19 protein-coding genes and 1 pseudogene are annotated in these 24,933 nt (G+C 69.7%); 13 read left to right on the forward strand and 7 right to left on the reverse strand.

The annotated features are described in order from the left end of the window. From AF1_RS24160 to AF1_RS24170, 3 genes and pseudogenes are all read left to right on the forward strand, one after another. A pseudogene (locus AF1_RS24160) lies at window positions 1-630 on the forward strand (LiaF domain-containing protein); the annotation flags it as partial. Then, a complete protein-coding gene (locus AF1_RS24165; RefSeq protein ID WP_131732727.1) occupies window positions 623-856 on the forward strand; it encodes a hypothetical protein in 234 nt (77 codons plus the stop codon). The pseudogene AF1_RS24160 and the gene AF1_RS24165, both read left to right, overlap by 8 nt. A gap of 88 nt (window positions 857-944) precedes the next feature. Continuing rightward, window positions 945-1,649, forward strand: coding sequence for a TetR/AcrR family transcriptional regulator (locus tag AF1_RS24170; RefSeq protein ID WP_067803686.1), 705 nt, complete (start codon window positions 945-947; stop codon window positions 1,647-1,649). Window positions 1,650-1,681: 32 nt separating this feature from the next. Here AF1_RS24170 and AF1_RS24175 read toward each other — a convergent pair whose 3' ends face one another. Beyond that, window positions 1,682-2,113 (reverse strand): cupin domain-containing protein, encoded by a 432-nt coding sequence (locus tag AF1_RS24175; RefSeq protein WP_084263279.1) that lies wholly within the window; start codon window positions 2,111-2,113, stop codon window positions 1,682-1,684. Between the two features lie 502 nt (window positions 2,114-2,615). On the opposite strand from AF1_RS24175, the gene AF1_RS24180 reads away from it, so the two are divergent. From AF1_RS24180 to AF1_RS24200, 5 genes are all read left to right on the forward strand, one after another. Next, the gene (locus AF1_RS24180) at window positions 2,616-3,107 is read left to right on the forward strand and encodes a (2Fe-2S)-binding protein (RefSeq protein ID WP_067803689.1); all 492 of its coding nucleotides are present in this window, start codon (window positions 2,616-2,618) and stop codon (window positions 3,105-3,107) included. After that, window positions 3,104-5,503 carry a xanthine dehydrogenase family protein molybdopterin-binding subunit gene (locus tag AF1_RS24185; protein WP_067803693.1) on the forward strand — a complete coding sequence of 800 codons (2,400 nt, stop codon included), beginning with the start codon at window positions 3,104-3,106 and terminating at the stop codon, window positions 5,501-5,503. The genes AF1_RS24180 and AF1_RS24185 overlap by 4 nt, the downstream gene beginning before the upstream one ends. Then, the gene (locus AF1_RS24190) at window positions 5,500-6,354 is read left to right on the forward strand and encodes an FAD binding domain-containing protein (protein ID WP_067803695.1); all 855 of its coding nucleotides are present in this window, start codon (window positions 5,500-5,502) and stop codon (window positions 6,352-6,354) included. The genes AF1_RS24185 and AF1_RS24190 overlap by 4 nt, the downstream gene beginning before the upstream one ends. Before the next feature lie 174 nt (window positions 6,355-6,528). Then, entirely contained in the window at window positions 6,529-7,362 is an 834-nt protein-coding gene (locus AF1_RS24195; protein WP_067803698.1) for an SRPBCC family protein, read from the forward strand. 114 nt (window positions 7,363-7,476) lie between these two features. Beyond that, window positions 7,477-8,178 (forward strand): class I SAM-dependent methyltransferase, encoded by a 702-nt coding sequence (locus AF1_RS24200; RefSeq protein ID WP_067803701.1) that lies wholly within the window; start codon window positions 7,477-7,479, stop codon window positions 8,176-8,178. Between the two features lie 3 nt (window positions 8,179-8,181). Here AF1_RS24200 and AF1_RS24205 read toward each other — a convergent pair whose 3' ends face one another. The 3 genes from AF1_RS24205 to AF1_RS24215 all read right to left on the reverse strand — a co-directional run bounded on the left by AF1_RS24205 (window position 8,182) and on the right by AF1_RS24215 (window position 16,324). After that, on the reverse strand, window positions 8,182-11,742 hold the full coding sequence (locus AF1_RS24205) for a bifunctional glycosyltransferase/CDP-glycerol:glycerophosphate glycerophosphotransferase (protein WP_067803704.1): 3,561 nt from the start codon (window positions 11,740-11,742) through the stop codon (window positions 8,182-8,184). Window positions 11,743-11,795: 53 nt separating this feature from the next. Then, window positions 11,796-15,263, reverse strand: coding sequence for a bifunctional glycosyltransferase/CDP-glycerol:glycerophosphate glycerophosphotransferase (locus AF1_RS24210; RefSeq protein ID WP_067803706.1), 3,468 nt, complete (start codon window positions 15,261-15,263; stop codon window positions 11,796-11,798). Between the two features lie 122 nt (window positions 15,264-15,385). Next, a complete protein-coding gene (locus AF1_RS24215) occupies window positions 15,386-16,324 on the reverse strand; it encodes a hydrogen peroxide-inducible genes activator (RefSeq protein ID WP_067803709.1) in 939 nt (312 codons plus the stop codon). A 501-nt stretch (window positions 16,325-16,825) separates the two neighbouring features. On the opposite strand from AF1_RS24215, the gene AF1_RS24220 reads away from it, so the two are divergent. Next, on the forward strand, window positions 16,826-17,380 hold the full coding sequence (locus AF1_RS24220) for a peroxiredoxin (protein WP_067803712.1): 555 nt from the start codon (window positions 16,826-16,828) through the stop codon (window positions 17,378-17,380). 67 nt (window positions 17,381-17,447) lie between these two features. Further along, the gene (locus AF1_RS24225) at window positions 17,448-17,990 is read left to right on the forward strand and encodes a carboxymuconolactone decarboxylase family protein (RefSeq protein WP_067803734.1); all 543 of its coding nucleotides are present in this window, start codon (window positions 17,448-17,450) and stop codon (window positions 17,988-17,990) included. Window positions 17,991-18,047: 57 nt separating this feature from the next. Here the strand turns inward: AF1_RS24225 and guaA are convergent, their stop codons facing one another. Next, window positions 18,048-19,613: a glutamine-hydrolyzing GMP synthase gene (gene guaA / locus AF1_RS24230; RefSeq protein WP_174548889.1), complete on the reverse strand. Its 1,566-nt coding sequence runs from the start codon at window positions 19,611-19,613 to the stop codon at window positions 18,048-18,050. A 228-nt stretch (window positions 19,614-19,841) separates the two neighbouring features. On the opposite strand from guaA, the gene AF1_RS24235 reads away from it, so the two are divergent. Continuing rightward, a complete protein-coding gene (locus AF1_RS24235; protein WP_067803718.1) occupies window positions 19,842-20,774 on the forward strand; it encodes a zinc metalloprotease in 933 nt (310 codons plus the stop codon). On the opposite strand, the gene AF1_RS24240 is transcribed toward AF1_RS24235, so the two are convergent. Continuing rightward, window positions 20,771-21,499 (reverse strand): DNA alkylation repair protein, encoded by a 729-nt coding sequence (locus AF1_RS24240; protein ID WP_131732728.1) that lies wholly within the window; start codon window positions 21,497-21,499, stop codon window positions 20,771-20,773. The two genes, AF1_RS24235 and AF1_RS24240, sit on opposite strands and share 4 nt — an antisense overlap. A 166-nt stretch (window positions 21,500-21,665) precedes the next feature. Between AF1_RS24240 and AF1_RS24245 the strand changes: the two genes are divergently transcribed. Further along, entirely contained in the window at window positions 21,666-22,607 is a 942-nt protein-coding gene (locus tag AF1_RS24245) for a zinc metalloprotease (protein WP_084263281.1), read from the forward strand. A gap of 351 nt (window positions 22,608-22,958) precedes the next feature. Continuing rightward, complete coding sequence (locus AF1_RS24250) at window positions 22,959-23,675, forward strand: VOC family protein (RefSeq protein ID WP_242608878.1); 717 nt, start codon at window positions 22,959-22,961, stop codon at window positions 23,673-23,675. A gap of 139 nt (window positions 23,676-23,814) precedes the next feature. On the opposite strand, the gene AF1_RS24255 is transcribed toward AF1_RS24250, so the two are convergent. Beyond that, window positions 23,815-24,570: a transcriptional regulator gene (locus AF1_RS24255; RefSeq protein WP_084263282.1), complete on the reverse strand. Its 756-nt coding sequence runs from the start codon at window positions 24,568-24,570 to the stop codon at window positions 23,815-23,817. Window positions 24,571-24,933 lie beyond the last annotated feature (363 nt).

A 24,933-nucleotide genomic window follows, 5' to 3' on the forward strand; every position in this document is an offset into this window, starting at 1 on the left:
CCCGCGGCGCCCCGCGAGCGCGGCGGGTCGCCGGTCGCCGCGCTCACGCTGATGGCGGCGATGGCGGCCGGCGCGGCGATGATCCCCGTCGCGGCGTCCCGCCCCGCGCCGGACTCCTGGCTGATCGTCATGGCGCCCGCGCTCGCGGTCATCGGGCTGGGCCTCGTCCTCGGCGGCTGGTTCCGGTCGCGCGGCCTCGCGACGGCCGGCACCGTGCTGACGCTCGCGATGCTGACCACCTCCGTCACGGGCGACGCGCCGCGCAACGCCGAGTACGGGGAGGTCGACTGGCACCCGACCGACGTCTCGCAGACGAACCAGACCTACAAGATCGGCGTCGGCCAGGGCGATCTGGATCTCACCGCCCTCCCGCTGTCCCCCGGCCAGCGCGTCACGATCGACGCGCGGGTGGCGCTCGGCGGGCTGGAGGTGACGGTGCCGCCGGCGGCCCGCGTGCTGGTGGACGCGAAGATCGCCCTCGGCGACCTGCGCATCCGACACCGGACGACGAGCGGGCCGAACGCCAGGGTCATCCGGGTTCTCGAACCGGAGCGACCGGGCGGCGACCCACCCGTGATCGAACTGCGGATACGTGGCAAGGTCGGAGACGTGGACGTGCACCATGGCTAGGAGAAACGCGGCAGAGAAGAACGTGTCCGGGCGCTACCGGTTCGACCCCGCCGGCCCGGTGGCCGGGCTGTTCTTCCTCGCCCTCGCGGGCCTGTTCCTCGCGGACGGCCTGTCGGACGGAGGCGTCCTGTCCGCGACGATCCTGGCGCCGGTGGTGCTGATCGGGCTCGGCCTCGTCGGGACCGTCCGGGTGCTGACCCGCTCCCGCCGCCGCCACCTGCGCTGACCGCGCTCCCGACCGGCCCCGCCTGCCTCCCGGACACCCGGAGCGGGAAGTAGTGTGATCTCGACGGCTGGTGACGGAGTGGGGTTCGATGTCAGGGCACACTAGGACGCCGGAAGCGGGATGCACCGACGTGCTGCCCGGCTCCCGTTCCGCGCTGGACCCGGGCCGCGCCATCAAGCCCGGACGGCACGGTCTCTCCCCCGAGACCGTCGCCGGCATCCAGCGGGAACGGCTGATCGACGCGTTCGTCCAGGTCGTCTCCGACCGGGGGTTCGCGCACACGACGATCAGCCGGGTCACCTCGGGCGCGGGCGTCACGAAGAAGACGTTCTACGCGCACTTCACCGATCTGGACGAGTGCTTCCTCGCCGCCTACCAGCGCGGCATGGACATCCTGCTCCGCCGTATGACGGAGGCGCACGAGGCGGCCCCCGACTGGCCGGACGGGATCCACGCGGCACTGCGCACGCTGCTCGCCGCGCTCGCCCGCGAGCCCCGGTTCGCGCGGGTGTCGCTGGTGGAGGTGAACGCGGCGGGCCCGCAGGTGCGGCAGGCGCGGATCGACAACCTGACCAGGTTCCGCGGTTTCTTCACCGGCCCGTCCCCGCCGCCGATACCGGTCGCCGTGGTGGACGCGATCGTGGGCGGCATCTACAGCGCGATCCACGTCCAGATGGAGACGGGCGAGGCGGAGGAGCTTCCCTCGCTGCTGCCGTCTCTCACCTACTTCGCGCTGCTCCCCCTCATCGGCCGGGAGGCCGCCGCCGGCTACCTCGGCGACCAGCCCCGCTGAGACCGGACGGCCGGTCTCAGGGACGGGCGGTCTCAGGGACGGGCGGTCTCGGGGACGGGCCCACCCGCGTGCAGGCTGACCGCGAAGGCCGGGCCGGGGTTCGTCAGTGCCTGCGGGCCGCCGTGCACGCGGACGCGGTTGGCGCGCAGCGGGCGTTCGGTGACGCCGCGCTCGGTGAGCGTCACCACCGCCAGCTCACCGGCGACCAGGGTGCTGACCCGGCCGTGGACCGTACCGCCGTGCCCGGGTGGCCAGGTGGTGAGCCAGGTGGTGTCGTCCAGCGGGACGTCCCGGGGGCGGTCGCCGTCGAACCGGACGAGCCGCCACCATTCGTCGGGACGTCCGGCCAGGTCGCGGATACGGGCGGCGAGCTGCCCGGCGGTCGGCGGGCGGACGGTGGCGGTGCGGCCGTGCGGATCGTCCTGGCCGCGCATGGTGAGATCGGGAACCACGGAGAGGTCCACGGAAGAAAGTCCTTCGTGTACGGGTGTCGGCCGGAATGAACGGGTTCAGCGACAACACGAAGGACACAGCGCGCTGGCCGCGCGGCGCAGGGCCACGGGGCTGTCGGTCGACACGCGCTCGGTCACGCTCCAAGCAGACACCGGTGACCGAGGGTTGTCAAGCTGATCATGGCGGATCAGCGGCTGATGAGCACGTACACGATCCCGCTGAGGATCAGGGTGACGATCAGTGACCCCAGACATCCAAGTCGAGACGAGGAGGACAGGAACATAACGCCCCTCTACCCGAAACCCCAGCTCATCGCCTCTCGGCCGGCGGCCATCCTTCTCCCAGACATCGGTAAATAAGCGACGTCGGGGACTAGTACGGGATTCACCCCCCGGCATAGGTTCGTAGGGTCGCCTGCCTCGGAGGTGGCCCCGATGACGTGGCCGGACCAGCGAGCCCCGCCCGGGGGACGTCTCTTCCAAGTCCACCCCAAGACGTCCCCGGGAGAAACGCATGCCACGTATCCGTGTCGAGGTCGACGGTGCGACGTATGAGGACGACGTCGAACCTCGCCTCCTTCTCGTCCACTATCTGCGCGAACGGCTGGGGAAGGTCGGGACCCCGGTCGGGTGCGACACCAGCAACTGCGGAGCCTGCACCGTCCTGCTGGACGGGATGAGCGTGAAGAGCTGCTCCGTGCTCGCCGTCCAGGCGGACGGCCGTGACGTGACGACCGTCGAGGGGCTCGGCGTCGACGGCACCACGCATCCCATGCAGCGGGCCTTCCACGAGGAGCACGCGCTCCAGTGCGGCTACTGCACGCCCGGCATGATCATGGCGTCGCTCGATCTGCTGCGGGAGAACCCGGACCCGTCCGAGGAGGAGGTCCGGGAGGGGCTGGAAGGCAACCTGTGCCGGTGCACCGGCTACCAGAACATCGTCAAGGCGGTCCGGCGGGCGGCGAGCGAGATGCGCGAGCCCGCCGGGCGGGAGGTGACGCCGTGACCACGCAGGAGGTCGGCAGCCCGCGGAAGCGGTCGGAGGACGCCCGGCTCATCACCGGGCGGACGCGGTGGACCGACAACATGACACCGGCGGGGACGCTGCACGTGGCGTTCCTGCGCAGCCCCCACGCACACGCCCGGATCACGGGTGTCGACACCTCGCAGGCCAAGAAGAGCCCCGGTGTCGTCGCCGTGTTCAGCGGCCGGGACCTCGCCGAGGAGCAGGGGGCGCTGCCGTGCGCGTGGGTCGTGACCGAAGACATGAAACACCCCGACCATCCGCCCATGGCGGTGAACGAGGTGCGCTACGTCGGTGAGCCGGTCGCGTGCGTCGTGGACCGTGACAAGGCCGCGGCCGTGGACGCCTTGGAAGAGATCGACGTCGACTATGAGCCGCTGCCCGCGGTCGTGGACATGGAGGCGGCACTGGCCGAGGGCGCCGACCTCGTCCACGATGACCTCGGGACGAACAAGTCCTACACGTGGGTGTTCGAGAACGGGGATCTCGACGCCGCGATGAGGGACGCACCGGTCGTCATCGAGCGCCGCTACGTCCAGCAGAGGCTCATCCCCACGGCGATGGAACCGCGGTCGGTTCTGTGCGTGCCCGAGGGGGACGAGTTCACGCTGTACTCGGCCACGCAGATTCCGCACATCCTGCGGCTGATGCTGGCCATGGTCACCGGAATCCCCGAGCACCGGATCAGGGTCGTCGCACCGGACGTCGGCGGCGGCTTCGGCTCCAAGCTGCAGGTGTACGGGGAGGAAGTCCTCGCGCTGCTGCTGGCCCGCAGGCTAGGCCGCCCCGTCAAGTGGACGGAGACGCGCAGCGAAGGCAACATGACCGTCCACCACGGACGCGACCAGATACAGCGGCTCACGCTCGCGGCAGAGCGGGACGGCCGTATCCGTGGCCTGAAGGTGGACCTGCTGGCCGACATGGGGGCATACCTCATGCTGGTCACACCCGGCATCCCGCTGCTGGGCGCGTTCATGTTCAACGGCATCTACAAGATGGACGCGCTGTCGTTCACCTGCACGGGCGTCTTCACGACGAAGGTGCCCACGGACGCGTACCGGGGCGCGGGCCGTCCGGAGGCCACGTTCGCGATCGAGCGGATGATGGACGAGCTGGCCGCCGAACTGGACATCGACCCCATCGAGGTCAGGCGCCGCAACTGGATCAAGCATGAGGAGTTCCCGTACGAGACGATCGCGGGCCTCACCTACGACTCCGGCAACTACGAGGCGGCGACGGACAAGGCCCTCGAACTGTTCGGGTACGACAAGCTGCGCGCCGAACAGGCCGACCGGCGGGAGCGCCAGGACCCGGTGCAACTGGGCATCGGCGTATCGACGTTCACCGAGATGTGCGGTCTGGCACCGTCGCGTGTGCTGGGCTCGCTGTCATACGGCGCCGGTGGCTGGGAGCACGCGTCCGTGCGCGTTCTGGCCTCCGGCAAGATCGAGGTGATCACCGGTGCGTCCGCGCATGGGCAGGGCCACGAGACGGCTTGGGCGCAGATCACCGCCGACAGGCTCGGGGTCCCGTTCGAGGACGTGAAGGTCCTGCACGGCGACACGGCGATCTCGCACAAGGGCATGGACACCTACGGTTCCCGTTCACTGGCCGTGGGCGGGGTCGCGTTGTTCTCCGCCTGCGAGAAGGTCGTCGACAAGGCCCGCAAGGTCGCCGCGCATCTACTGGAGGCGTCCGAGCAGGACCTTGAGTTCACCGGCGGACGGTTCAGCGTCCGCGGTGTCGAGCAGGAGGGCAAGACGCTGCAGGAGGTCGCGCTGGCCGCGTTCTTGGCGCACGACCTGCCGGACGGCATCGAACCCTCGCTGGACTCCGAAGTCACGTTCGACCCGGAGAACTTCTCCTTCCCGCATGGCACGCACCTGTGCGCCGCCGAGGTCGACACAGAGACGGGCATGGTGAAGATCCGCAAGTACGTGGCGGTGGACGACGTCGGCAAGGTCGTCAACCCGCTCATCGTGGAGGGCCAGGTCCACGGCGGGCTGGCGCAGGGCATCGCCCAGGCCCTCTACGAGGAGGCCGTGTACGACGCGGAGGGCAACCTCACGACGACGACCATGGCCGACTACCTGATCCCGTCGGCGATGGACCTGCCGACGTTCACGACCGACCGCACCGAGACGCCCGCGACGTCCAACCCGATGGGCGTGAAGGGCGTCGGCGAGGCGGGCACGATCGCCTCGACCCCCGCGGTCGTCAACGCGATCGTGGACGCGCTGCGCCCGCACGGCGTCACGGACGTGCCGATGCCGTGCACGCCCGAACGCGTCTGGCGCGCGCTGCGCGCGGAATCCAGGCCGGCGGCGACCGAACCGGGCGCGGGCGGCGGGCTCGGCTCGGCCGGAGGTGACCAGTGATCCCCGCGACGTTCGACTATGTGCGGCCCGCCTCGCTGGACGACGCCGTGCGGGCGCTGTCCGACGCGGGCGAGGACGCGAAGGTCCTGGCCGGCGGGCAGAGCCTGATGCCGCTGCTGCGGCTCCGGCTCGCCGTCCCGGACGCGCTGATCGACCTGGACCGCATCGAGGGGCTCCGGGAGATCCGCGACACCGGCGACGCGATCGTCATCGGCGCGATGGCGACGCACCACCAGGTGATCCGCGACCCGCTGGTGCGCGCGCACCTTCCGCTGATCGCGCAGGCCACGCAGACGGTCGCCGACCCGGCCGTGCGGCACCGCGGCACGTTCGGCGGCTCCCTGGCGCACGCCGATCCGGCGGGCGACCTCCCGGCGGTCGCGTCGGCGCTGGACGCGGTGTTCCTCGTCCGGTCCACGCGCGGCGATCGGGAGATCCCCGCTTCGGAGTTCTTCGTCGACTGGATGACGTCGGCGATGGAGCCGGACGAGCTGCTCGTGGGCGTCCGCGTCCCGAAACTGGGCGCGGGCTGGGGCGTGCACTACGAGAAGTTCCATCGGACGGCGCAGGCGTGGGCGATCGTCGGTGTCGCGTGCGCCGTCCGCCGCGATGGCGACGGGATCGAGGACGCGCGTGTCGCGCTGACCAACATGGGGCCGGCCCCCGTGCGGGCCGGCGCGGTCGAGACCGCGATCAGGGGCGGGCCGGCGTCGCAGGACGCGATCCGGGCCGCCGCCGCGCAGGCGCCGGCGGGCACCGAACCGCCCACCGACCTGCACGGATCATCGGAATACCGGGCGCATCTGGCGACGGTGCTCACCGCGCGGGCGCTGACCGCCGCGGCGGGATGACATGATCATGCGGCCGGATTCCGGGATCGGCGTCCGGCCGCATGATCGCGCCGCCGCGGGGTACCCGCCCCGTGAACCGCGCTTTGGACAAGCTGGACCGGGCCCTACTGGCGGCGGGATGACCCGCCGCCGTAATGTCGCGGGCAAGTTCTCCGGACGATAAGGACTTTGATCATGGAGCTCGACCACGATTTCACCGTCCCCGTGCCGGTGGATCAGGCCTGGTCGGTGCTGCTCGACGTGGAGCGGGTCGCGGGCTGCATGCCGGGCGCGACGCTCGACTCCGTCGAGGGCGAGGAGTACTCGGGACGAATGAAGGTGAAGGTCGGCGCCATGACCATCACCTACCGCGGCACCGCGCGGATCGTCTCGGCCGACGAGGCGGCCCGGGTGCTGACGCTGGAGGCGTCCGCGAAGGAGGCCCGCGGCTCCGGCACGGCGGCGGCGACCGTCCAGGCGCGGCTGAACGCCGAGGACGGCACGACGCGGGTGGCCGTCCACACGAAGCTGAACGTGACGGGGCGGCCGGCGCAGTTCGGCCGCAACATCCTGTCCGAGGTCGGCGCGAAGATCATCACGCGGTTCGCGAACGCGCTGGCGGCCGAACTGGAGTCGCCCGGCGAGACCGCCCCGGCCGTCTCGGCCACCGCCCCTGCCGAGCCCGCCGAGCGCCCCGCCGAGCCGACCGAGCACCCGGCCGAGGCCGCCGAGCGCCCGGCCGAGCCCGCGGAGAGCCCGGCGGAGGCGGCCGAGCCCGAGGCGGCGGCCGAGTCCGGGGCCGCGGCCGCGCTGCCCGAGGAGCCCGCCGGAAAGCCCGGCCCGGTGGAGGCCGAGGCGGCACCGGCGCGGCCGGAGCGGCCGCTGCGGGTGGCGCGGGAGGAGGAGGCGATCGACCTGCTGGAGATCGCGGGTCCGTCGATCGCCAAGCGGGCCGTCCCGGTCATCGGCGGCCTGGTCGCGCTGCTGCTGGTCATCCGCTTCCTCGTCCGGCGGCGCCGTAACCGCTGACATCGGCGCGCCGGGAGCACGGGCACCCGGCGGGGTCAAGCGCGGGTCAATGATCCGTCCGGGGTCGGCGACAACGGTGGAACGGGCCACCGCCGATGCCGTCGGCTTGTCCACGTGGACACCATCGAGCTTCAGCGGATCACGCGGATCGAGAACGACAACTGGTGGTACCGCGAGCGGCGGAAGATCCTGTCCGCGGAGCTGCGGCGGTTCGGCGCGCCGGGCACGGCCGTCGACATCGGCGCGGCGTCCGGGGCGGGCTGCCGGGTGCTGGCCGAGCACGGCTGGCGCGCGACAGGGATCGACCTGAGCCCGGCCGCGGTGGCGCTGGCGCGCGCGCACGGCGTCGAGGCGTACGAGGGCGACGCGCGCTATCTGCCGCTTCCGCCGTGCGAGTACGACCTGGCGCTGGCACTGGACGTCCTGGAGCACATCGAGGACGACGCGCGGGCGGCGGCGGAGATCGCGCGGGTGTTGCGTCCGGGCGGGACCGCGCTGGTGTCCGTGCCGTACGACATGGCGCTGTGGTCGGCGCACGACGTGGCGCTCGGCCGCGTCCGCCGTTACACCCGCCGGGGGCTCGTGGAGCTGGTCGAGGGCGCCGGGCTGGTGCTGGAGGCGGTGTGGAGCAGGGGCGTCCTGCTCCGTCCGCTCCTGCGCGGGCTCAGGCACCGGACGGCCCGGTGCGAGGACCTGGCACCGCTGCATCCGCTCGCCAACGAGGTGCTGCGCCGGTCGGCGGCGCTGGAGCGGCGGCTGCCGGTGCGCGGATGGCCGGGCGTGTGGCTGTTCGCGCGGGCCCGCCGCCCCGGCTGACGCTCAGGTCTCCCCGAGGAGGCGGTCGACGACCCTGGCCGCGGCCCGGCCGTCGTCGTGCGGGCAGTACTTCACGAAGAACCGGTCGTAGGCGTCGGCGTAGCGCCGTTCACTGTCGGGTGCCGCCCTGACCTCCCTGGCGACCTCCGCCGACGTCGTCACGACCGGTCCCGGAGCCTCCGCCTCGAGGTCGAAGTAGAGGCCGCGCATATGGTCGCGGTAACGCTCCAGGTCGTAGGTGTAGAGGACGATGGGGCGGCCTAGGACGGCGTAGTCGAACATGGCGGACGAGTAGTCCGTGACGAGGACATCGGCCACCATGTAGAGCTCGGCGATGTCGGGGTAACGGGACACGTCCAGGAGGAAATCGTCCGTCGCCGTAGGAGCCCGGTCGGTGACGAGGTGATGGGCCCGCAGTAGAAGGACGTGGTCGTCGCCCAGGGCCTGCCGCATGGTCTCGATGTCGAGTTCCAGGGAGAAGCCCTGCCTGCCGGGGCCGTGGCGCCGGTCGTCCCGCCATGTGGGTGCGTAGAGGACGACCTTCTTGCCGTCGGGGATACCTAGGCCCTTGCGTACACGGGACTCGACGTTCTCCCATTCGGGGGGACTGAGGACGTCGTTGCGCGGATATCCCGCCTCCAGGATCTCCCCCTCGTAGCAGAACGCGCGACGCATGAGCCGGGTCGCGTACGGGCTCGGGGACAGCAGCAGATCCCATCGCGGCACCTCCCGCTCCGTCCAGTCCACCCAGTCCATGCGTCCTGTGCGCTGGTACGGCATGTCCCGAAGGTCGTAGCCGAGACGCTTCAGCGGGGTGCCGTGCCATGTCTGGACGTAGGTCTGGCCGTCACGCTTGAGGTACCAGGGTGGAAGCCCATGGTTGGTGATGATGTGCCGAGCCCCCGCGAGGACGCGGTAGTGCTCGCGGCTTCCCGCCAGGACGGTCCTGGCCTTCCCCTCGACCACGAACTGGTTGTCCTGGGTGACCCACACGCATTCCAGGTCCGGATTGCGGAGGACGAGTTCTTTATAGATGGCCTTGGGGCTGCAGCTGTATTGGGTGCCGCCGTAGCTGTCGAAGACGACGAGGTCCGACAGTGGGCTTCGCAGATAGGCGGGGTAGTCCCGCTGCTGGAGCAGTGCTTGTGCGCGTCTTCCTCGCTCGTCGTCGCCCAAGGCGGGACGGCTGCGCAGCGTCAGCGCGTCGACCTGGTGTACGCCGATCTCGAATTCGTGGGTGCCGACGCGTCGCCGGCCGGGCAGGCCGGGGATCGCCTCACGTTCGACGACCACCGCCACTTCCCCGGAACGCATGTGCGCCAGCACATCCCATGTTCCGCTGCTGAGCGGCAGGTCCGTTCCGAACACGGCCATCGCGGCGGGCGTGAACGCGGCGGTGAAGCGGTGCTCCTCCCACGTGACGGGGATGCGGTGTTCGTCGCCCGAGCGTCGCCGGCGCAAGAGGAAGTGGTCTGGCCGGTCCTGCGGATCGGCGAAGTCACCGTTGAGGGTGAGGAGGCCGCTCACGTCCCATGCGGCGGTCCTGACGACCGGGCGGGCCGTGCGCTCGACGGCGCGCAGATTGCCGAACGCCGTCCGCATGAGGGCGACCTCCCGGACGGGTCCGGCACCCGCCGGCGGGTTCGTGACGGGCAGGACGTACCGGACGGGCTCGACGTCGCTCGCGACGGTGACCCGCAGCGGGCCGCCCTCGCCGGTCAGCCGGATGTCCCAGTCGATGGCGTCCCGCAGGTGCGTCCGATAGGGCGCGGGGCCGTCGGGGGCGGAGGTCAGCGACGTCAGCGGGAGCCTCGCCGTGAAGTCGAACCCGGTGCCCTCCGCCATGCGCATGACGGCCGACTGGCGCAGCGTCACCTCGCCGTGGACCTCCTGTCCCCCGTGCCGGCGGGACGCGACCACGGCGGCGTCCGTGCCGAGGGCACGTCGCGTCCAGCCGGCCAGTTCGAGCACGTCCCCGTCGCGGTGGATCCGGAGGAGGACGGCCTTGGCCCGTTTGACGTGGATGGCGAACACGTCGTCGTCACCGGCCGCCGGCTGGACGGCCACGTGCTCGTCCACCTGGCGCGCCTCCGTCCAGCGCACGGCCGGAGCCATGGCGGTCAGTCTCCGCACCGCCCTGTGTCCCGCCGTGGTCACCTCGGCGAACAGCTCGTAGGTGGCCGTCCGCCATCCGCCGCCGTCCAGCAGGTATTCGGGCTCCACTCGCACGATGAATCCCGACCAGTCGTAGGAGACGTTCGCCTGTCCGGACCTTGCCGTGACCTCCGGCTGGCGGACCCGTTTCACCGGCAGCCGGACCTCTTTGCCCGTCTTCGCATCCCGCATCCAGACCCTGATCCGGGAGTCGGTCACCGCGGACACGTCGAACCGGTCGAAGTGAGCGTGCCCTTCGATGATGAGGGTGTCGACCTCCCATTCGACACGGTCGACATCGGCCTGTAGGTCGATCTCGTCGGTGACGTCGTACACGTCCTCGGGGATGCCGCGTCCGGTCTCCCCAAAGAAGGGGTAGCCGGCGTACCAGCGCGGACGGAGGCGCCCCCTGGACACGATCGGGACGTCCCGGAGAAGCCCGTCCTCCTCGAAGCGGAGCACCTCCAGCAGTTCGGGCACCCTCCTTTGGCCGAGCAGGTGCAGCTCAAGGCGCCTGATCGCCTCCAGCCCCGCAGTACATGACCGGCCGGCGGCGGTGACGGCCTCCGCGCCCAGCTCGACCAGCCGTCCGCATTCCTCCAGTGTGGCAGCGGGCAAGGCGAGCATCAGCTCGTGCACATCCATGTCGAGCGCGTACATGTCGTGGACGGCGAGAAGCTCCGGCGCATGGTCGTGGACGCACTCCCGCACGGCTGCCAGGGTCGCCATCCGGCGAATGATGTCGGCCGGTTCGGGACGGGGGCGCGTGGCCGTCCCCGGACGGTCGCGCCGAAAGTAGACGGGCGTGTCCAGGACGTCCACGGCGGAGGCCCAGAGCTGCGCCTGCACGGCGACCAGGACGTCCTTGTCCTCCCCCAACTCGAACCGGTGTGCGTCCCAGAAGGAGCGCCGGAAAACCTTGTTCCAGAGCGTCCTGTCCCGTAGGAGAGCCGGGTGATGGATGACGTGCGTCGACTTCCTGGTCATCGCGTAGGGCTCGCTGTGCGGCGGTGACTGCCGCACCTGTTCGCCGTCCAGGCACATGACGTTGCCGCCGGCGAAGTCCGATCCGGTCGAGTCCAGAGTGCCGACCATCAGCTCGTAGGCGTAGGGCGGGAGCACGTCCTCACCGGCCACGAAGGCCAGATACCTGCCCTTGGCCTGTTCCACGCCGGCGTCGGCGGCCGTTGTGCCGGGGCTCGGCTGGAGCAGCGTGAAGCGGCCGTCGCGCCCGGCGAACTCCTTGGCGACGACCCCGCCGCCATCGTCCGGCCCGTCGTCCACCATGAGCACCTCGATATCGCGCAAGGTCTGCCCGGCGAGCGACTCCAGGCACTCGGTGAGGCGGTCGCCGGTGTCGCGGAACGGGACGACGATGCTGATGTGCGTGGGACTGATGTGCGGGGACACGAGTGACTCCGTGATGGGGGTTCGAGCGGGGCTCTTCGCCGCGCCGATGGGATTCAGTGAACGTCGTGGAGGACCCGGTCGAGGACGCGGGCGGCGGCGTGGCCGTCGTCGTGCGGGCAGTACCGGGCGGCGAACGCGGCGCGCGCGTCCCGGAATCCGTCCGCCAGCACGTCCGGCTCGCGCAACGCGTCGATGACCTCCTGCGACGTGCTCAGCAGCGGCCCGGGGGCCTCCGCCTCGAAGTCGAAGTAGAAACCGCGCACATGGTCGCGGTAACGCTCCAGGTCATAGGTGAAGAACACCATTGGACGGCCGGTGACGGCGAAGTCGAACATGGCCGACGAGTAGTCCGTGACGAGCACGTCGCTGATGAGGAACAGTTCGGAGATGTCGGGGTAGACGGACACGTCCATGACGCAGTCGCCCGCCCGCGGCTTCGGCCGGTCGGTGACGAAATGGTGCGTGCGCAGAAGCAGGACCTGGTCACGGCCCAGCACCGCCCTGAACCGGTCGATGTCGAGTTCGAGGCGGAACGCGCGCTCTCCGATGGCGTGGTGCAGGTCGTCGCGCCACGTCGGCGCGTACAGGACGACCCGCTTGCCCTTGGGGATGCCGAGCCGCCGCCTGACCGCCGCCGCGATCTCGTCCCGGTGCGGGCTGCTCAGGGCGTCGTTGCGGGGGTAGCCGCTTTCGAGGACGTCCCCCTCGTAGCCGAACGCCTGCCGGAACAGCGGCACGGAGAAGTCGTTCTGCGCGAGGAGGAGATCCCACTGCGGAACGTCGTGCTCCATCCAGTCGACGTCCTCGGTGCGTTTGCAGGGCATCTGCTCGACGTCGCGCCCCAGCTTCTTCAGCGGCGTCCCATGCCAGCACTGCACGTACGTCTGGTAATTGCGTTTGGTGAACCATTCCGGCTGCGACCAGTTGCCGAAGACATAGCGCGCGTGGGCGAGCGCCTCGTAGTACTCCCGCGTACCGGCGAGAACGGTCCGGGCGCCCGGCGGTCTGCCGAACTGACCGTTCTCGGTGACCCACACGCACTCCAGGTCGGTTCCGCGCCGTCGAAGCTCCTCATAGATGCCGCGCGGGTTGCACGAGTATTGGCGTCCTCCGTAGGAGTCGAACACGGCGAGGTCGCGCACGGGAAGGCTGAGGTGGCGCCGGTAGTGCCCGGACCGCAGCTGGCTCTGCGCATAGGCTCCACACTCGTCGTCGTCCAGTGCTGTCTCGATCCGCAGCACCAGTTGGTCGGTCTTCTGCGCATGGACGGTGACGAGATGCAAGCCCGCTTCGAAAGGCTCGGGCAGGTCGCGGAGGGTGTGGCGCCTGACGACGACGGGTTGTTCCTGCCCGCCGATGGTCGTGAGCACGTCCCATCGGCCGGCGACCAAGGGACGGGACAGGCCGAGCACAGACATGCGCGCGGGAGCGAACTTCGCGGTGAAACGGTCACCTTCCCAGACCAACCTGACGATGTGCTCCTCGCAGGAACGTCGTCGTCGGAGCGTCAGTGAATCAGGCTGTCCAACACGGTCGGTGCATGTTCCCGCCAGGTGCAGGGCTCCGTCGTCCGACCAGGAGACCCCGTCCACGATGAGCGCCCGTCCGCGCGCGACGATCCGCAGGGTGCTCCGCCGCGTCCTGGCGATCTCCAGCTCGCCGCCGGGGACGCGGAACGCGGTGCCGGCCGCGGCCGCGTCCAGGTACGGCTGCACGCCGCCCGGCAGGCTGATCTCCCACTCGCCCTGGCACCGGGCCAGCCCCGCCACGGGCAGCCTGGCCCGCATCCCCTCGCCCCGGGCCGCCTCGCCCTCCTCGCCCTCGATCCTTTCGACCGGGCCGGTCACCGTCGCCCGGCCCGTCTTCGGCGTCGCGGTGATGCGCGGCTCATCGCCGAGCGGGGCACGGCTCCAGCCGTCCAGGCACAGCTCACCGTCCTCCAGACGGCACCGGACGACCGCCGCGGGCGTCCGCCGCACCTGCACCACGAACCCGTCCCGGGCCGCGACGCCCTGCACGAGGACGCCCGGCGCGCACTCCCGGTCGTCCGGCCACCGCCGCCCGGTGAGCCGCGGGTTCGCGAACGTCGCGCGGCGCCGCAGCCCCCGGTTGACGATCTTCGCGTGGGGGACCCAGTCGGCGTCCCGCCAGCGTCCGAGCGTCTTCAGCGTGGACGGGTCGATCTCCGCGACGAAGCCGGACCAGTCGTAGGAGACCACCGACTGCCCCGACCGGGCGGTCACATCCGGCCTGCGGACCCGGCGGACCGGGACGCGCAGCATCCCGCGCCGGTTCGCCGCCCTCAGCCGCAGCCGGATGCGGGACCCGTCCCCGGTAGAGGAGTCCAGGTGCCGGACGTAGGCGTGGCCCTCGATGCGGAGCCGCCCGTCCACCCAGGTCACCCGGTCGATCGCCGCGACCGGCTCCAGCTCGTCGGTCACGTCGTACACGTGCGCCGGAACGGCCCGCTCCTCGTCCTCGAAGAACGGGAACTCCGCATACCAGCGACGCCGCAGGCCGCGCCGGACCCTCGGCGCGTCCACCGCCTTCCCCGACTGGACGAACCGCAGGACCTCCAGCAGCTCCGGCAGCATCCGCCGGCGGAGCAGGTGCAGTTGCAGCCGCGTCATCGCGGGCCGGCGCTTCAGCACGCGGGGGCCGATCCGGGCGGCCAGGTCCGCGCCGACCGCGACGAGTTCGTCGCGGTGCTCGTCCCGCGTCCTGGGAAGCGCCTCGAACAGGGCGTGAAGCTCCACCGGAATCAGGACATGCTCGTCGTAGGCGTTCAGCAGACGCGGTGCGTAGTCGGCCAGACCGTCCCGCACTACACCCGCGGACGCCATGCGCCGGCTGATGTTGTCCCAGTCATAAGGGTCCTCTGTGGTGGACCCCGGCTGCTTACGCCGGTAGTAGACCGTCTCACTCAGGACGTCCACGGAACGAGCCAGCGCGTACGCGCGCACCGCGACAGGAGGCCCCTCGTAGTAGCCCGTGGGAAATTCGAGGCCGGTCTTGTCCCAGAACCCACGCCGATACACCTTGTTCCACGGCGTGCCGTCGCGCACCAGCACCGGCTTGGACAACACACGCGTCCCCGAGCACGGCTCCGTGAACACACCGTCATGCAGAGGCGACTGCCATTTGCGGTCGGCGTCCATGTGCTCGACGTTGCCGGACGCGATGTCGGAGCCCGTCCGGTCAAGGGAGCCGACCAGCCGCGCATAGGCGTCCCGCTCCACGACGTCGTCGGCATCGGCGAAGGCCAGGTAGTCGCCCTTCGCCTGCCGCACCCCCGCGTCACGGGCCGGTCCCGGGCCCTCGTGCTCTCGTGTGAGCAGGTGGAACCGCTGGTCGCGGGCGCACATCTCCTTCGCGATCACGGCGCCGTTGTCGGCGGACCCGTCGTCCACCAGGATCACCTCAAGGTCGCGCAGGGCCTGACCGGCGAGCGACTCCAGGCATTCCCGGAGGTACTCCTCGGTGTTGTGGAACGGCACGACCACGCTGAGCTTCGGGGACATGGGGCCTCCTCCTCGCCCCACCGATCATGATGACGACACGCCACCGCACGAACGCACATCGCCATGGCCGGGCCGTCCCCTGACGCAGACTTGACCTTGCCCGGCCGCGTTTTACCGGCGCGTTAGGTTCGGACGGCGCGGATGCCAGGGGCGACGCCGGAGTCGGCGACGGCGACGGCGACGCTCTCCGCCAGCGTCTGGAACTCCTCCACGCGCGGGCACGTCGACCGGAACCCGAGCCCGATCCTGCGGAACGGCGCGGGCGCCGCGAACCGGTGCAGGCCGAGGTTCGGCGCCCGGCGCGTCTCCACCGGCAGCGCGGTCTCCGGCACGAGCGTCACGCCGAGCCCGCCCGACACGAGCTGGACCAGCGTCGCCAGGCTCGTCGCGTAGGTCGCCGCGGCGGCCCGCGCGCCCACGTCCCGGCAGACCTCCAGTGCCTGGTCGCGCAGGCAGTGGCCCTGGTTGAGGAGGAGGACGTCCAGGTTGTTCAGGACCTCGCGCGGTATCTCCGCGCCGCCGAGGTCGAACCCGGCGGGCGCGACGAGCACGAAGTCCTCGTCGTACAGGGGGATCTCCGTCACGCCGGCCGCGGGCACGGGCAGCGCCAGGAGCACGACGTCCAGCCGGCCGGCGAGCAACTCCGTGACGAGGTGCTCGGTCTGCTCCTCATGTACCGACAGTTCCAGCTCGGGGAACTCCTTGGCGAGCCTCGGCAGGACGATGGGCAGCAGATACGGCGCAACGGTCGGGATCACCCCCACCCTGAGCGGCCCCACGAGCGGCCCCCGGACGGCCTTGACCTCGTCTACCAGCCGCTCCAGTTCCGCCAGGACGACCTCTGCGCGCCGCGCGACCCGCTCCCCCGCCGGTGTCAGCAGGACTTTCCGTGTCGTCCGCTCCACGAGCCGGGTGTCGAGGGTCTCCTCCAGCGCGGCCACCGCCCCGGACAGGGCGGGCTGGCTCATGCGCAGCGCGGCGGCGGCGTCCCGGAAATGCAGGTTCTCCGCGAGTGCCAGGAACGCCCGCAGCTGAGCCACCGTCGGTCTGCTGATCGCCATCTTGACCTGAACGTTACCCAACTCCGGTCACAGATCGTGACGCTCCACAGGTCATCGCCAGTGGCCTTCACCACAGTTTGCGATCCCCGCAGGTCGGACAGCCCAGGTGCGGGTTCAGGGCGCTGGCCGGTTCACCGGTGGACTCGGGCGCGGGGAGGTGGGCCGGGAGTCCGCTGTGAGGCTTTCGTCGCTTGGTGTACGTTCGGCGCGCCGCGCTCTACACTGGCTCGCCACGGAGAGCAATGTACCTTTTGGGCACCTCAATGTGATTTACACCAAATCGACGCGCGGACATCTGGTTCGATGCTCTGCTTCGCCGCAGGTCAATGGGCTTCTCCTGGGATTGATAGGCATCCCCTATCACATCATTGGGATATATCGATTTCTCTTTTCGGGTGAGCTGCGGCACGCTGAGTGACATCGGCCGCCGAGGGTGCAACCCTGCGGCCCCTGGGCCTCCTCAGAGTGGAGGCGACCCTTTCTCAAGATGAAGGAGCATGCGTGCTTACTGTCGGTGACCAGTTCCCCGAGTACGAGCTCACCGCCTGCGTCTCGCTGGACGCCGAGAACGCGTTCGAGACGATCAACCACAAGTCCTACGAGGGCAAGTGGCGGGTCGTGTTCTTCTGGCCGAAGGACTTCACGTTCGTCTGTCCCACCGAGATCGCCGAGTTCGGCCGGCTCAACGAGGAGTTCGCCGACCGCGACGCGCAGGTGCTCGGTGCGTCCGTCGACAACGAGTTCGTCCACTTCGCGTGGCGCAAGGACCACCCGGACCTGCGCGAGCTCCCGTTCCCGATGCTGTCCGACCTCAACCGCGAGCTGTCCGAGGCCCTCGGCATCCTCACCGAGGACGGCGTGGCGCAGCGCGCGACGTTCATCGTCGACCCCAACAACGAGATCCAGTTCGCCATGGTGACCGCTGGTTCCGTCGGCCGGAACGTCAAGGAGGTCCTGCGGGTCCTGGACGCGCTGCAGAGCGACGAACTGTGCCCCTGCAACTGGAACAAGGGCGAGGACACCCTCGACGCCGCCAAGCTGATGGCCGGCGCCTGATCCGCCGAGCTCGTTCACGGCCGGCCGCCGACGGCGGCCGGCCGTTCGCACGAAAGGACGCATGACCATGAGCGTTGACGCGCTGAAGAGCGCCCTTCCGGGCTACGCCAAGGACACCAAGCTCAACCTCGGTTCGCTGACCACCACCTCCCAGCTCACCGAGCAGCAGCTGTGGGGGACGGTCCTGGCCTGCGCCCTCGCCACCCGGAGCGCCACCGTCATCCGGGAGCTGGCCGAGGAGGCGGGCGGCTACCTGTCCGCCGAGGCGTTCCAGGCGGCCAAGGGCGCCGCGTCGATCATGGCGATGAACAACGTGTACTACCGCGCCACCCACCTGATCGGGGACGAGACGTACGCGACACTGCCCGCCAGGCTGCGGATGTCGATCATCGGCAGGCCGGGCGTGGACAAGGTCGACTTCGAGCTGTGGTGCCTCGCCGTGTCCGCGATCAACGGCTGCGGACAGTGCCTGGAGTCGCACGAGAAGGTCGTCCGTGAGGGCGGCCTGTCGCGGGAGCTCATCCAGGAGGCACTGCGGATCGCCGCCGTCGTCAACGCGGCCGCCGCGACGCTGGACGCCGAGGCCGCACTGGCCCCCGCCACCGTCTGACCCGCGCACAATCCGAGGCCCGAGCGCGGATCGCGCTCGGGCCTCAGGCTCTGTGGGTCACTCCCACTCGATGGTGCCCGGGGGCTTGGACGTGATGTCGACCGTGACGCGGTTGATCTCGCGGACCTCGTTGGTGATGCGGGTGGAGATCCGCTGCAGGACGTCGTAGGGGAGCTTCGCCCAGTCGGCCGTCATCGCGTCCTCGCTGGTGACCGGACGCAGGACGATCGGGTGCCCGTACGTACGGGAGTCACCCTGCACGCCCACGGACCGGACATCCGCCAACAGCACCACGGGGAACTGCCAGATGTCGCGGTCGAGACCGGCGCGGGTGAGCTCCTCACGGGCGATGGCGTCGGCGTCGCGGAGGATGTCCAGGCGGTCACGCGTGACGGCGCCGATGATGCGGATACCGAGGCCGGGGCCGGGGAACGGCTGCCGCCACACGATTTCGGACGGCAGGCCGAGCTGCTCACCGAGCGCACGGACCTCGTCCTTGAACAGGCTCCGCAGCGGTTCGACGAGCTTGAACTGGAGGTCTTCCGGGAGGCCGCCGACGTTGTGGTGCGACTTGATGTTGGCCGCGCCGGTGCCGCCGCCCGATTCGACCACGTCCGGGTAGAGGGTGCCCTGGACGAGGAATTCGACCGGTTCGGCGCTGTCGCCGACGATCTCCCGGGCCGCCTCCTCGAAGACCCGGATGAACTCACGGCCGATGATCTTGCGCTTCTCCTCGGGATCGGTGACCCCGTCGAGGGCGGCGAGGAAACGGTCCTGTGCGTCCACGACGTGCAGGTTCACACCGGTGGCGGCGACGAAGTCCTTTTCGACCTGTTCCGGCTCGCCCTTGCGCAGCAGCCCATGGTCCACGAACACGCAGGTCAGCTGGTCGCCGATGGCCCGCTGGACGAGGGCGGCGGCGACGGCCGAGTCCACCCCGCCCGACAGCGCGCAGATCGCCCGCTTCTCCCCCACCCGCTGCCGGACGGCCTCGATCGACTCGTCCGCGATGTTCACCATCGTCCAGTTCGGACGGCATCCCGCGCCCTCGTACAGGAACCGCCGGAGGATCTCCATGCCGTGCTCGGTGTGGAGCACCTCCGGGTGGAACTGGACGCCGAAGAAGCCGCGTTCCAGGTCCTCCATGCCGGCGACCGGCGTGACGTCGGTGCTCGCCGTCACCGTGAAGCCGGACGGGGCGCGGCTGACGTAGTCGCGGTGGGACATCCACACCGCCTGCTCATGCGGCAGCCCGGCGAACAGCATGCCCGGGGACGCGACGGAGACGGTCGCGCCACCGTACTCGGCGACATCGGAGTTCTCGACCGTGCCGCCCAGGGCCTGCGCCATCACCTGGTGGCCGTAGCAGATGCCGAACATGGGGACGCCCAAGTCGAACAGGCCGTCCGGCGCGCCCGGGGCGCCCTTCTCGTACACCGATGCGGGCCCGCCCGACAGGATGATCGCCTTCGGCCGCTTGGCGAGCATCTCCGCCGCCGGCATGGTGGACGGGACGATCTCGCTGAACACATGGCATTCACGGACCCGCCGCGCGATCAGCTGCGCATACTGCGCGCCGAAGTCGACGACGAGAACGGTGTCAAAGGACTGGTCTGCGACCACCAACTGAGCCTTTCGCACGGCCGGGAAGGGGTCTCCAGTCTACGGGCCCGCTTGCCTGCACCGATGCGCCGCACCTCGACCCCCGATCATCACACACTGCGGTTGGCCGATAACGGACGGCATGCATTTACCGCGATCCCCCTCGCGGTGGCATTTCACTCTGATAGGTCTTGACCACACTCTGTGTCCGCATGGTTCCCATCCGCAAGCGACCACCCGAGGAGTGCCGTGAAGCTGCTCGCCGCCACCGTTCTGTTCGCAGCCGCCCTCGCCCCCGCCGTACCGTCCGCAGCGTCCGGGCCGTCCGCCTCGCGTGGGCGCGTGGACGGCTGCGCACGGCCAGAGGCACGGCTACGGACGGGGGGCCAGGGCCAGGAGCGCAACGACCTGACCTCCGCGCAGGCCGCGACCGTGGAACTGGACCTCGACCAGATCCTGGACGGTCTGGCCCAGCCTCTGAGCGGCCTGACGGACGGCGCCGGCCTCCGTTCCGCGCCTCGGATCACCGTTCCCGTCTACTTCCACGTGCTTCACGACGGGGCGAAGGGCGACGTGTCCACGACGGAGATCATGCGCCAGATCAGCACGATGAACGCGTCCTACGGCGGACACAACGGAGGCGCGAACACCCGCGTCTCCTTCGCACTTCGCGGGATCACCCGTTCCGACAACGCGGCCTGGTTCCAGGATCCTGAACGGTACGAGGGCACCTACAAGCCGATGCTGCACAAGGGCGGCAAGGGCACGCTGAACATCTACAGCACTTACATGGGCGGGGATCTGCTCGGCTGGGCGACGTTTCCCTGGAAGTACAAGACCGACCCCGAGATGGACGGTGTGACCATCCACTACGGCAGCATGCCGGGCGGCTCCATAGAGCACTTCAACAAGGGCTTCAGTGCCACCCACGAGGTGGGGCACTGGCTCGGGCTCTACCACACGTTCCAGGACGGCTGCAGCAACAAGGGCGACCGGGTCGCCGACACCCCCGCCGAGCGCGATCCCTCGGACGGCTGCCCGTCCGGTAAGGACACCTGCCCCTCCCCTGGGGACGACCCGATCCACAACTACATGGACTACTCCTACGACACGTGCATGACGTCCTTCACCGCCGGTCAGGGCACCCGTATCCACAATGTGTGGAAGGCCTACCGCGCCTAGGACGGCGGCTTGCGGAGCCGAGCGGCCTCCGCGGCCGGGAGGCGGCGGACGGCCTCGCGGAGTGTCACGCCCGAGAGGGTGGCGAGACGAGGCTCGACCCACTGCACCACCCAGAACGGGTCCTTCTTGGCCAGCTCACGGAGGACCCATCCGAGAGCCTTGCGGATGAAGAACTCGCGCTCCCCTAGCAGCACGTCCCCGAACCGGCCGATTCTCTCCAGATCCGGGTTCCCCGCCCTGACGCCCGGAAGCAGAGCCAGGACGGCTGTACGCCGTATCCACATGTAGGGGTCGGTGACCCATGCGTCCAACACCGTTGCCAGCTCCGGGTGCCTGACGACCAGTCCGCCGACGACCTTTTCCGCGAGAGGGTCGACGTAGACCCAGCTCACCGAATCACGGACGAACCGTTCGGCCGGCCCCAGGTCGCGAGGCTCCAGCAGGGCGACTCGCTTAACCAGCACTTCCACCGCGGCCATGCGGGCCTCGTGCACGGGAACGCCCTCGTCGGTCACGTCCCAGAGGGTCTCAGCGAGGGCGAGCAGTTCATCCCGCGTGGGCGTGGCCTTCACCGTCGACAGAGCGACCTTGCGCAACACCGGGACGGGCACCCCGATGTGAATGAAGTCACTCTTCAGATAGCGCTTCTCGGCTCCGGCCCGAACCGGGTCCGTCTGTGCGCGCAATTCCGCCAGCACCCGCGCCGTCTCGGCCGTCACGTCCATGCCGGACACGCTACGCCGCGCGCTAGGGCGCCGTATTCAACATTGCCCGCCCCCGTTTGTTCAACTTTGCCAAAGACAGGACGTATGTCCACCCCCACTCTTGATCCCTGTTGACTCCGCTCCCACTGCGCGCGCTCCCCGCTCGCGCCGCTCCCCAAGGAGTTTCATGAAACGCGCTGGAATCGCGACCGTCCTCGGTCTGGCCGCCGCCTTCACGGCGTACGCGCCCGCCGCCCCCGCCACCCTGGCCGCGCCGTCCACCCTGGCCGCACCGTCCACCCTGGCCGCACCGTCCACCCTGGCCGCACCGTCCACCAAGTGCGCCGACCAGCCCGCGCAGGCCCGCGTCCGGGCCGGTGCCCACGTCACCGAACCGAACCAGCCGAGCGCCGCCAAGGTCGTCTCGATGGAGAAGGACTTCCACAACCGCCTCCGCAAGATCAAGAAGGTCCGCGCGGCCGCGGCCATCAATGTGAGGGTCCACTTCCACGTCATCTACGGCAGCAGCGGGGGCGACGTGTCCGACGCCACGCTGCAGCAGCAGTTGGACGTCCTCAACTCCGCCTACGCGGGCAGTGGTGTCTCGTTCACCCTTGCGGAGATCAGAAGGACGCAGAACGACGCGTGGTTCTCCGACCCCCAGTACTACGAGCGCGAAATGAAGACCGCCCTGCACACGGGCACCGCGCAGGACCTCAACATCTACACCGCCGACCTGGGGAACAGCCTCCTCGGCTGGGCCACGTTCCCCATCGGCTACCGCTCCATGCCCGAGATAGACGGCGTCGTCATGCACTACCAGAGCCTGCCGGGCGGCTCTCTCACCAACTACAACGAGGGTGACACCGCCACCCACGAAGTAGGCCACTGGATGGGCCTGTACCACACGTTCGAAGGCGGATGCAGCGGCGCCGGCGACGAGGTCGCCGACACACCCGCCGAGCAGAGCCCCGCCTCCGGCTGCCCCACCGGCAGCGACACCTGCCCCGCACCGGGCCTCGACCCCATCCACAACTTCATGGACTACAGCTACGACTCGTGCATGTACGAGTTCACGCCTGGTCAGGCCCAGCGCATGCAGGCCCAGTGGGCCGCCTACCGCGCCTGACCCCCTGACGTCCGGCGCCGGAGTACAAGGCCGCAGGCGCGCCCGAAATTCTCCGGCGCCGGACAGGCCCCTCAGCCGGGTGTGACCACCGCCCGGCGTCCCTGAGCGGGAGATCCGCACACATGGACGCCCTGAGATCCTCCGCCTCATGGCCGGCCATGAGGCGGAGGATCTCAATGTCCCGCAGGTCTGCCGCTCATCACGGCCTCAATGGCCACTCCGACTGACAACCAGCAGTAACGGCCGTGCCCTCACCCCAGGCGACGAACCCGCCTTTGGCGGGCGAATGCGGGCGCGGTTCTCATCCGCCTGGGCCTATGATCGGCTGGCGTGGCGCTACGACTTGTTCAGGTGAATTTCAAGGCTCGGGATGACTCGGCGCTCGGCCGGTTCTGGGCGGAGGTGCTCGGCTGGGGTGTTTCCAGCGAGGGACCCGGTGTGACCAACGTTGAACCCGTGGGCTTTGTCTGGCCGGACCCCGTCGCCGTCTGCGTCGATGTCGTCACCGTCCCGGACCCCGAAACGGTGAAGTACCGCGTGCACCTTGATCTCGCCACCACCTCGGCGGCCCATCAGGCGGAGTTGGTCGCGCGCCTACAGGATCTCGGTGCGACGCCCGCGGATGTGGGCCAGGGCGATGTCCCATGGACGGTTCTGGCCGACCCGGAGGGCAACGTGTTCTGTGTGCTGGAGCCTCGGGAGATCTACCGGGATACCGGGCCGATCGCCGCGGTGGTGGTCGACTGTGCGGATCCGCGGGCCATGGTCCGGTTCTGGGGCGAGGCGGTCGACTGGACCCTGCACGAGGTGACCGATGATCATGCGGTGCTGCGTTCGGCCGAGGGTGTCGGGCCGTATCTGGAGTTCCTTCGCACGCCCGGCGTGAGGACATGGTGGAACCGCGTGCATCTCGACCTGCTGCCGTACCCCGTTGACGACAAGGAGGCGGAGGTGGCCCGGCTGCGGGCTCTCGGCGCCACCGACATCGACCTCGGCCAGGGCGACGTGCCGTGGACGGTTCTGGCCGACCCGGAGGGCAACGAGTTCTGCGTCCTCGGCCGGGGCTGACGCGGAGCTTCTTCACCTGCGGGTCGTGCAACGGACTCCTCGGCGGCCTCGTTGGCACTTTCTCGCACAGCGAGGCCGTCGTCGGCCTGATCGGCGCCGTCCTGGCCAAGCGGAACAACGAATGGACCGAAGGCCGCCGCTACTGGGTGGCGAGTTCTGCGATGGCGCGGCCGCCGTTCCAGAGTTCGGCGACGTGGTAGGCAAATCGGTCGTACAGCCCGTCTTCCTGCTGGCGTTGTATGTGAAGCATCGGGGAGTCGTGCCCCACCAGGTGCGCGAGATGTGGAGTCACGAGCATCTCGTCATCGAAGATGAAAACGCTCATGGCAATGTGATCGTCCCCGTAGCGGGCTTCGATGCCCGGCACGTTCATGACCTTGGACAGTTCATCAATGGTGATCTTGATCCGGGTGCCTACGGTGAGCGGCACGGATTCGAGTTCCTCGCGACGCCGTGTGACGTCGCTGTCGGGATCTCCGATCAGGAAACGGACTCGGCAGCCGTGTTCGGCCTTCCGGCGGAGGACGGCCCGAAGGTTGGGGATCTCCAGCCATAGGAAGTAGTTGGTGTAGCCGGCGAAGGTCAGTTCCTTGTTCGCTCCGCCTATGAGGCGGCGCCACACCGACTTCGGGCAGGCGGAGCGGTAGGGATACACCGCGAGGACCTCGCGGTCAGGTCCGGTCTTCACGTTTTTGCGGATGGTGTCAGGCCACAGCATGCCCTCATCAACTCCCAAGGCGTCCGAAGCTGCCCAGCGGTGACGCGGGTGGGGGGTGCGATCTTCGTCCGCCACCCACCGTGCCACGGTCTTAATGTCCACTTGACAGGCTTCAGCGAGTTCCTTCTCTGTCAGTCTCGCGTTTGCCATGGCCTGTCTTAACGCGTCATTTGTCACACATACACCCTTTTGCTGGGCCGGATAGGACGTTCTCAACGCTAGCTCGAAAACGTCCTAGACGTCCCAGGAACGGTGTTCAGGTGTCCATGGGAGGGGCGCATCCTCGATGCCCCGGACAAGACGGGCTCGGACGCAGCGATTGCCCCGCTGGCCGAGCCCTTGACCGGAAGGTGGTTCCGGCCCATGGCAGATATTACGGGCAAATCGCTGGAGGAGTTGGCGGCGCAGCTTACACAACGAGGTGTCCGAGCGGAGATGCGCGGGAGAACGCTCATGGCGTCGCTGGGCGCACGTCGCGAGCAGGTGATCGTGTGCGACGGTCGGTGGTTCCGGTGGGGCGGGGAGCGCGGGCACGTGCTC

The sequence above is a fragment of the Actinomadura formosensis NBRC 14204 genome, from assembly GCF_001552155.1.
GTDB classification, from domain to species: Bacteria; Actinomycetota; Actinomycetes; order Streptosporangiales; family Streptosporangiaceae; genus Spirillospora; species Spirillospora formosensis.

Coding starts and splice junctions, on each gene's coding strand:
- AF1_RS24215 (WP_067803709.1), bottom strand. CDS start 16,324: ATGGCGATCAGCAGACCGACGGTGGCTCAGCTGCGGGCGTTCCTGGCA.
- AF1_RS24225 (WP_067803734.1), top strand. CDS start 17,448: ATGAGCGTTGACGCGCTGAAGAGCGCCCTTCCGGGCTACGCCAAGGAC.
- AF1_RS24245 (WP_084263281.1), top strand. CDS start 21,666: ATGAAACGCGCTGGAATCGCGACCGTCCTCGGTCTGGCCGCCGCCTTC.
- AF1_RS24210 (WP_067803706.1), bottom strand. CDS start 15,263: ATGTCCCCGAAGCTCAGCGTGGTCGTGCCGTTCCACAACACCGAGGAG.
- AF1_RS24180 (WP_067803689.1), top strand. CDS start 2,616: ATGCCACGTATCCGTGTCGAGGTCGACGGTGCGACGTATGAGGACGAC.
- AF1_RS24165 (WP_131732727.1), top strand. CDS start 623: ATGGCTAGGAGAAACGCGGCAGAGAAGAACGTGTCCGGGCGCTACCGG.
- AF1_RS24170 (WP_067803686.1), top strand. CDS start 945: ATGTCAGGGCACACTAGGACGCCGGAAGCGGGATGCACCGACGTGCTG.
- AF1_RS24240 (WP_131732728.1), bottom strand. CDS start 21,499: ATGGACGTGACGGCCGAGACGGCGCGGGTGCTGGCGGAATTGCGCGCA.
- AF1_RS24195 (WP_067803698.1), top strand. CDS start 6,529: ATGGAGCTCGACCACGATTTCACCGTCCCCGTGCCGGTGGATCAGGCC.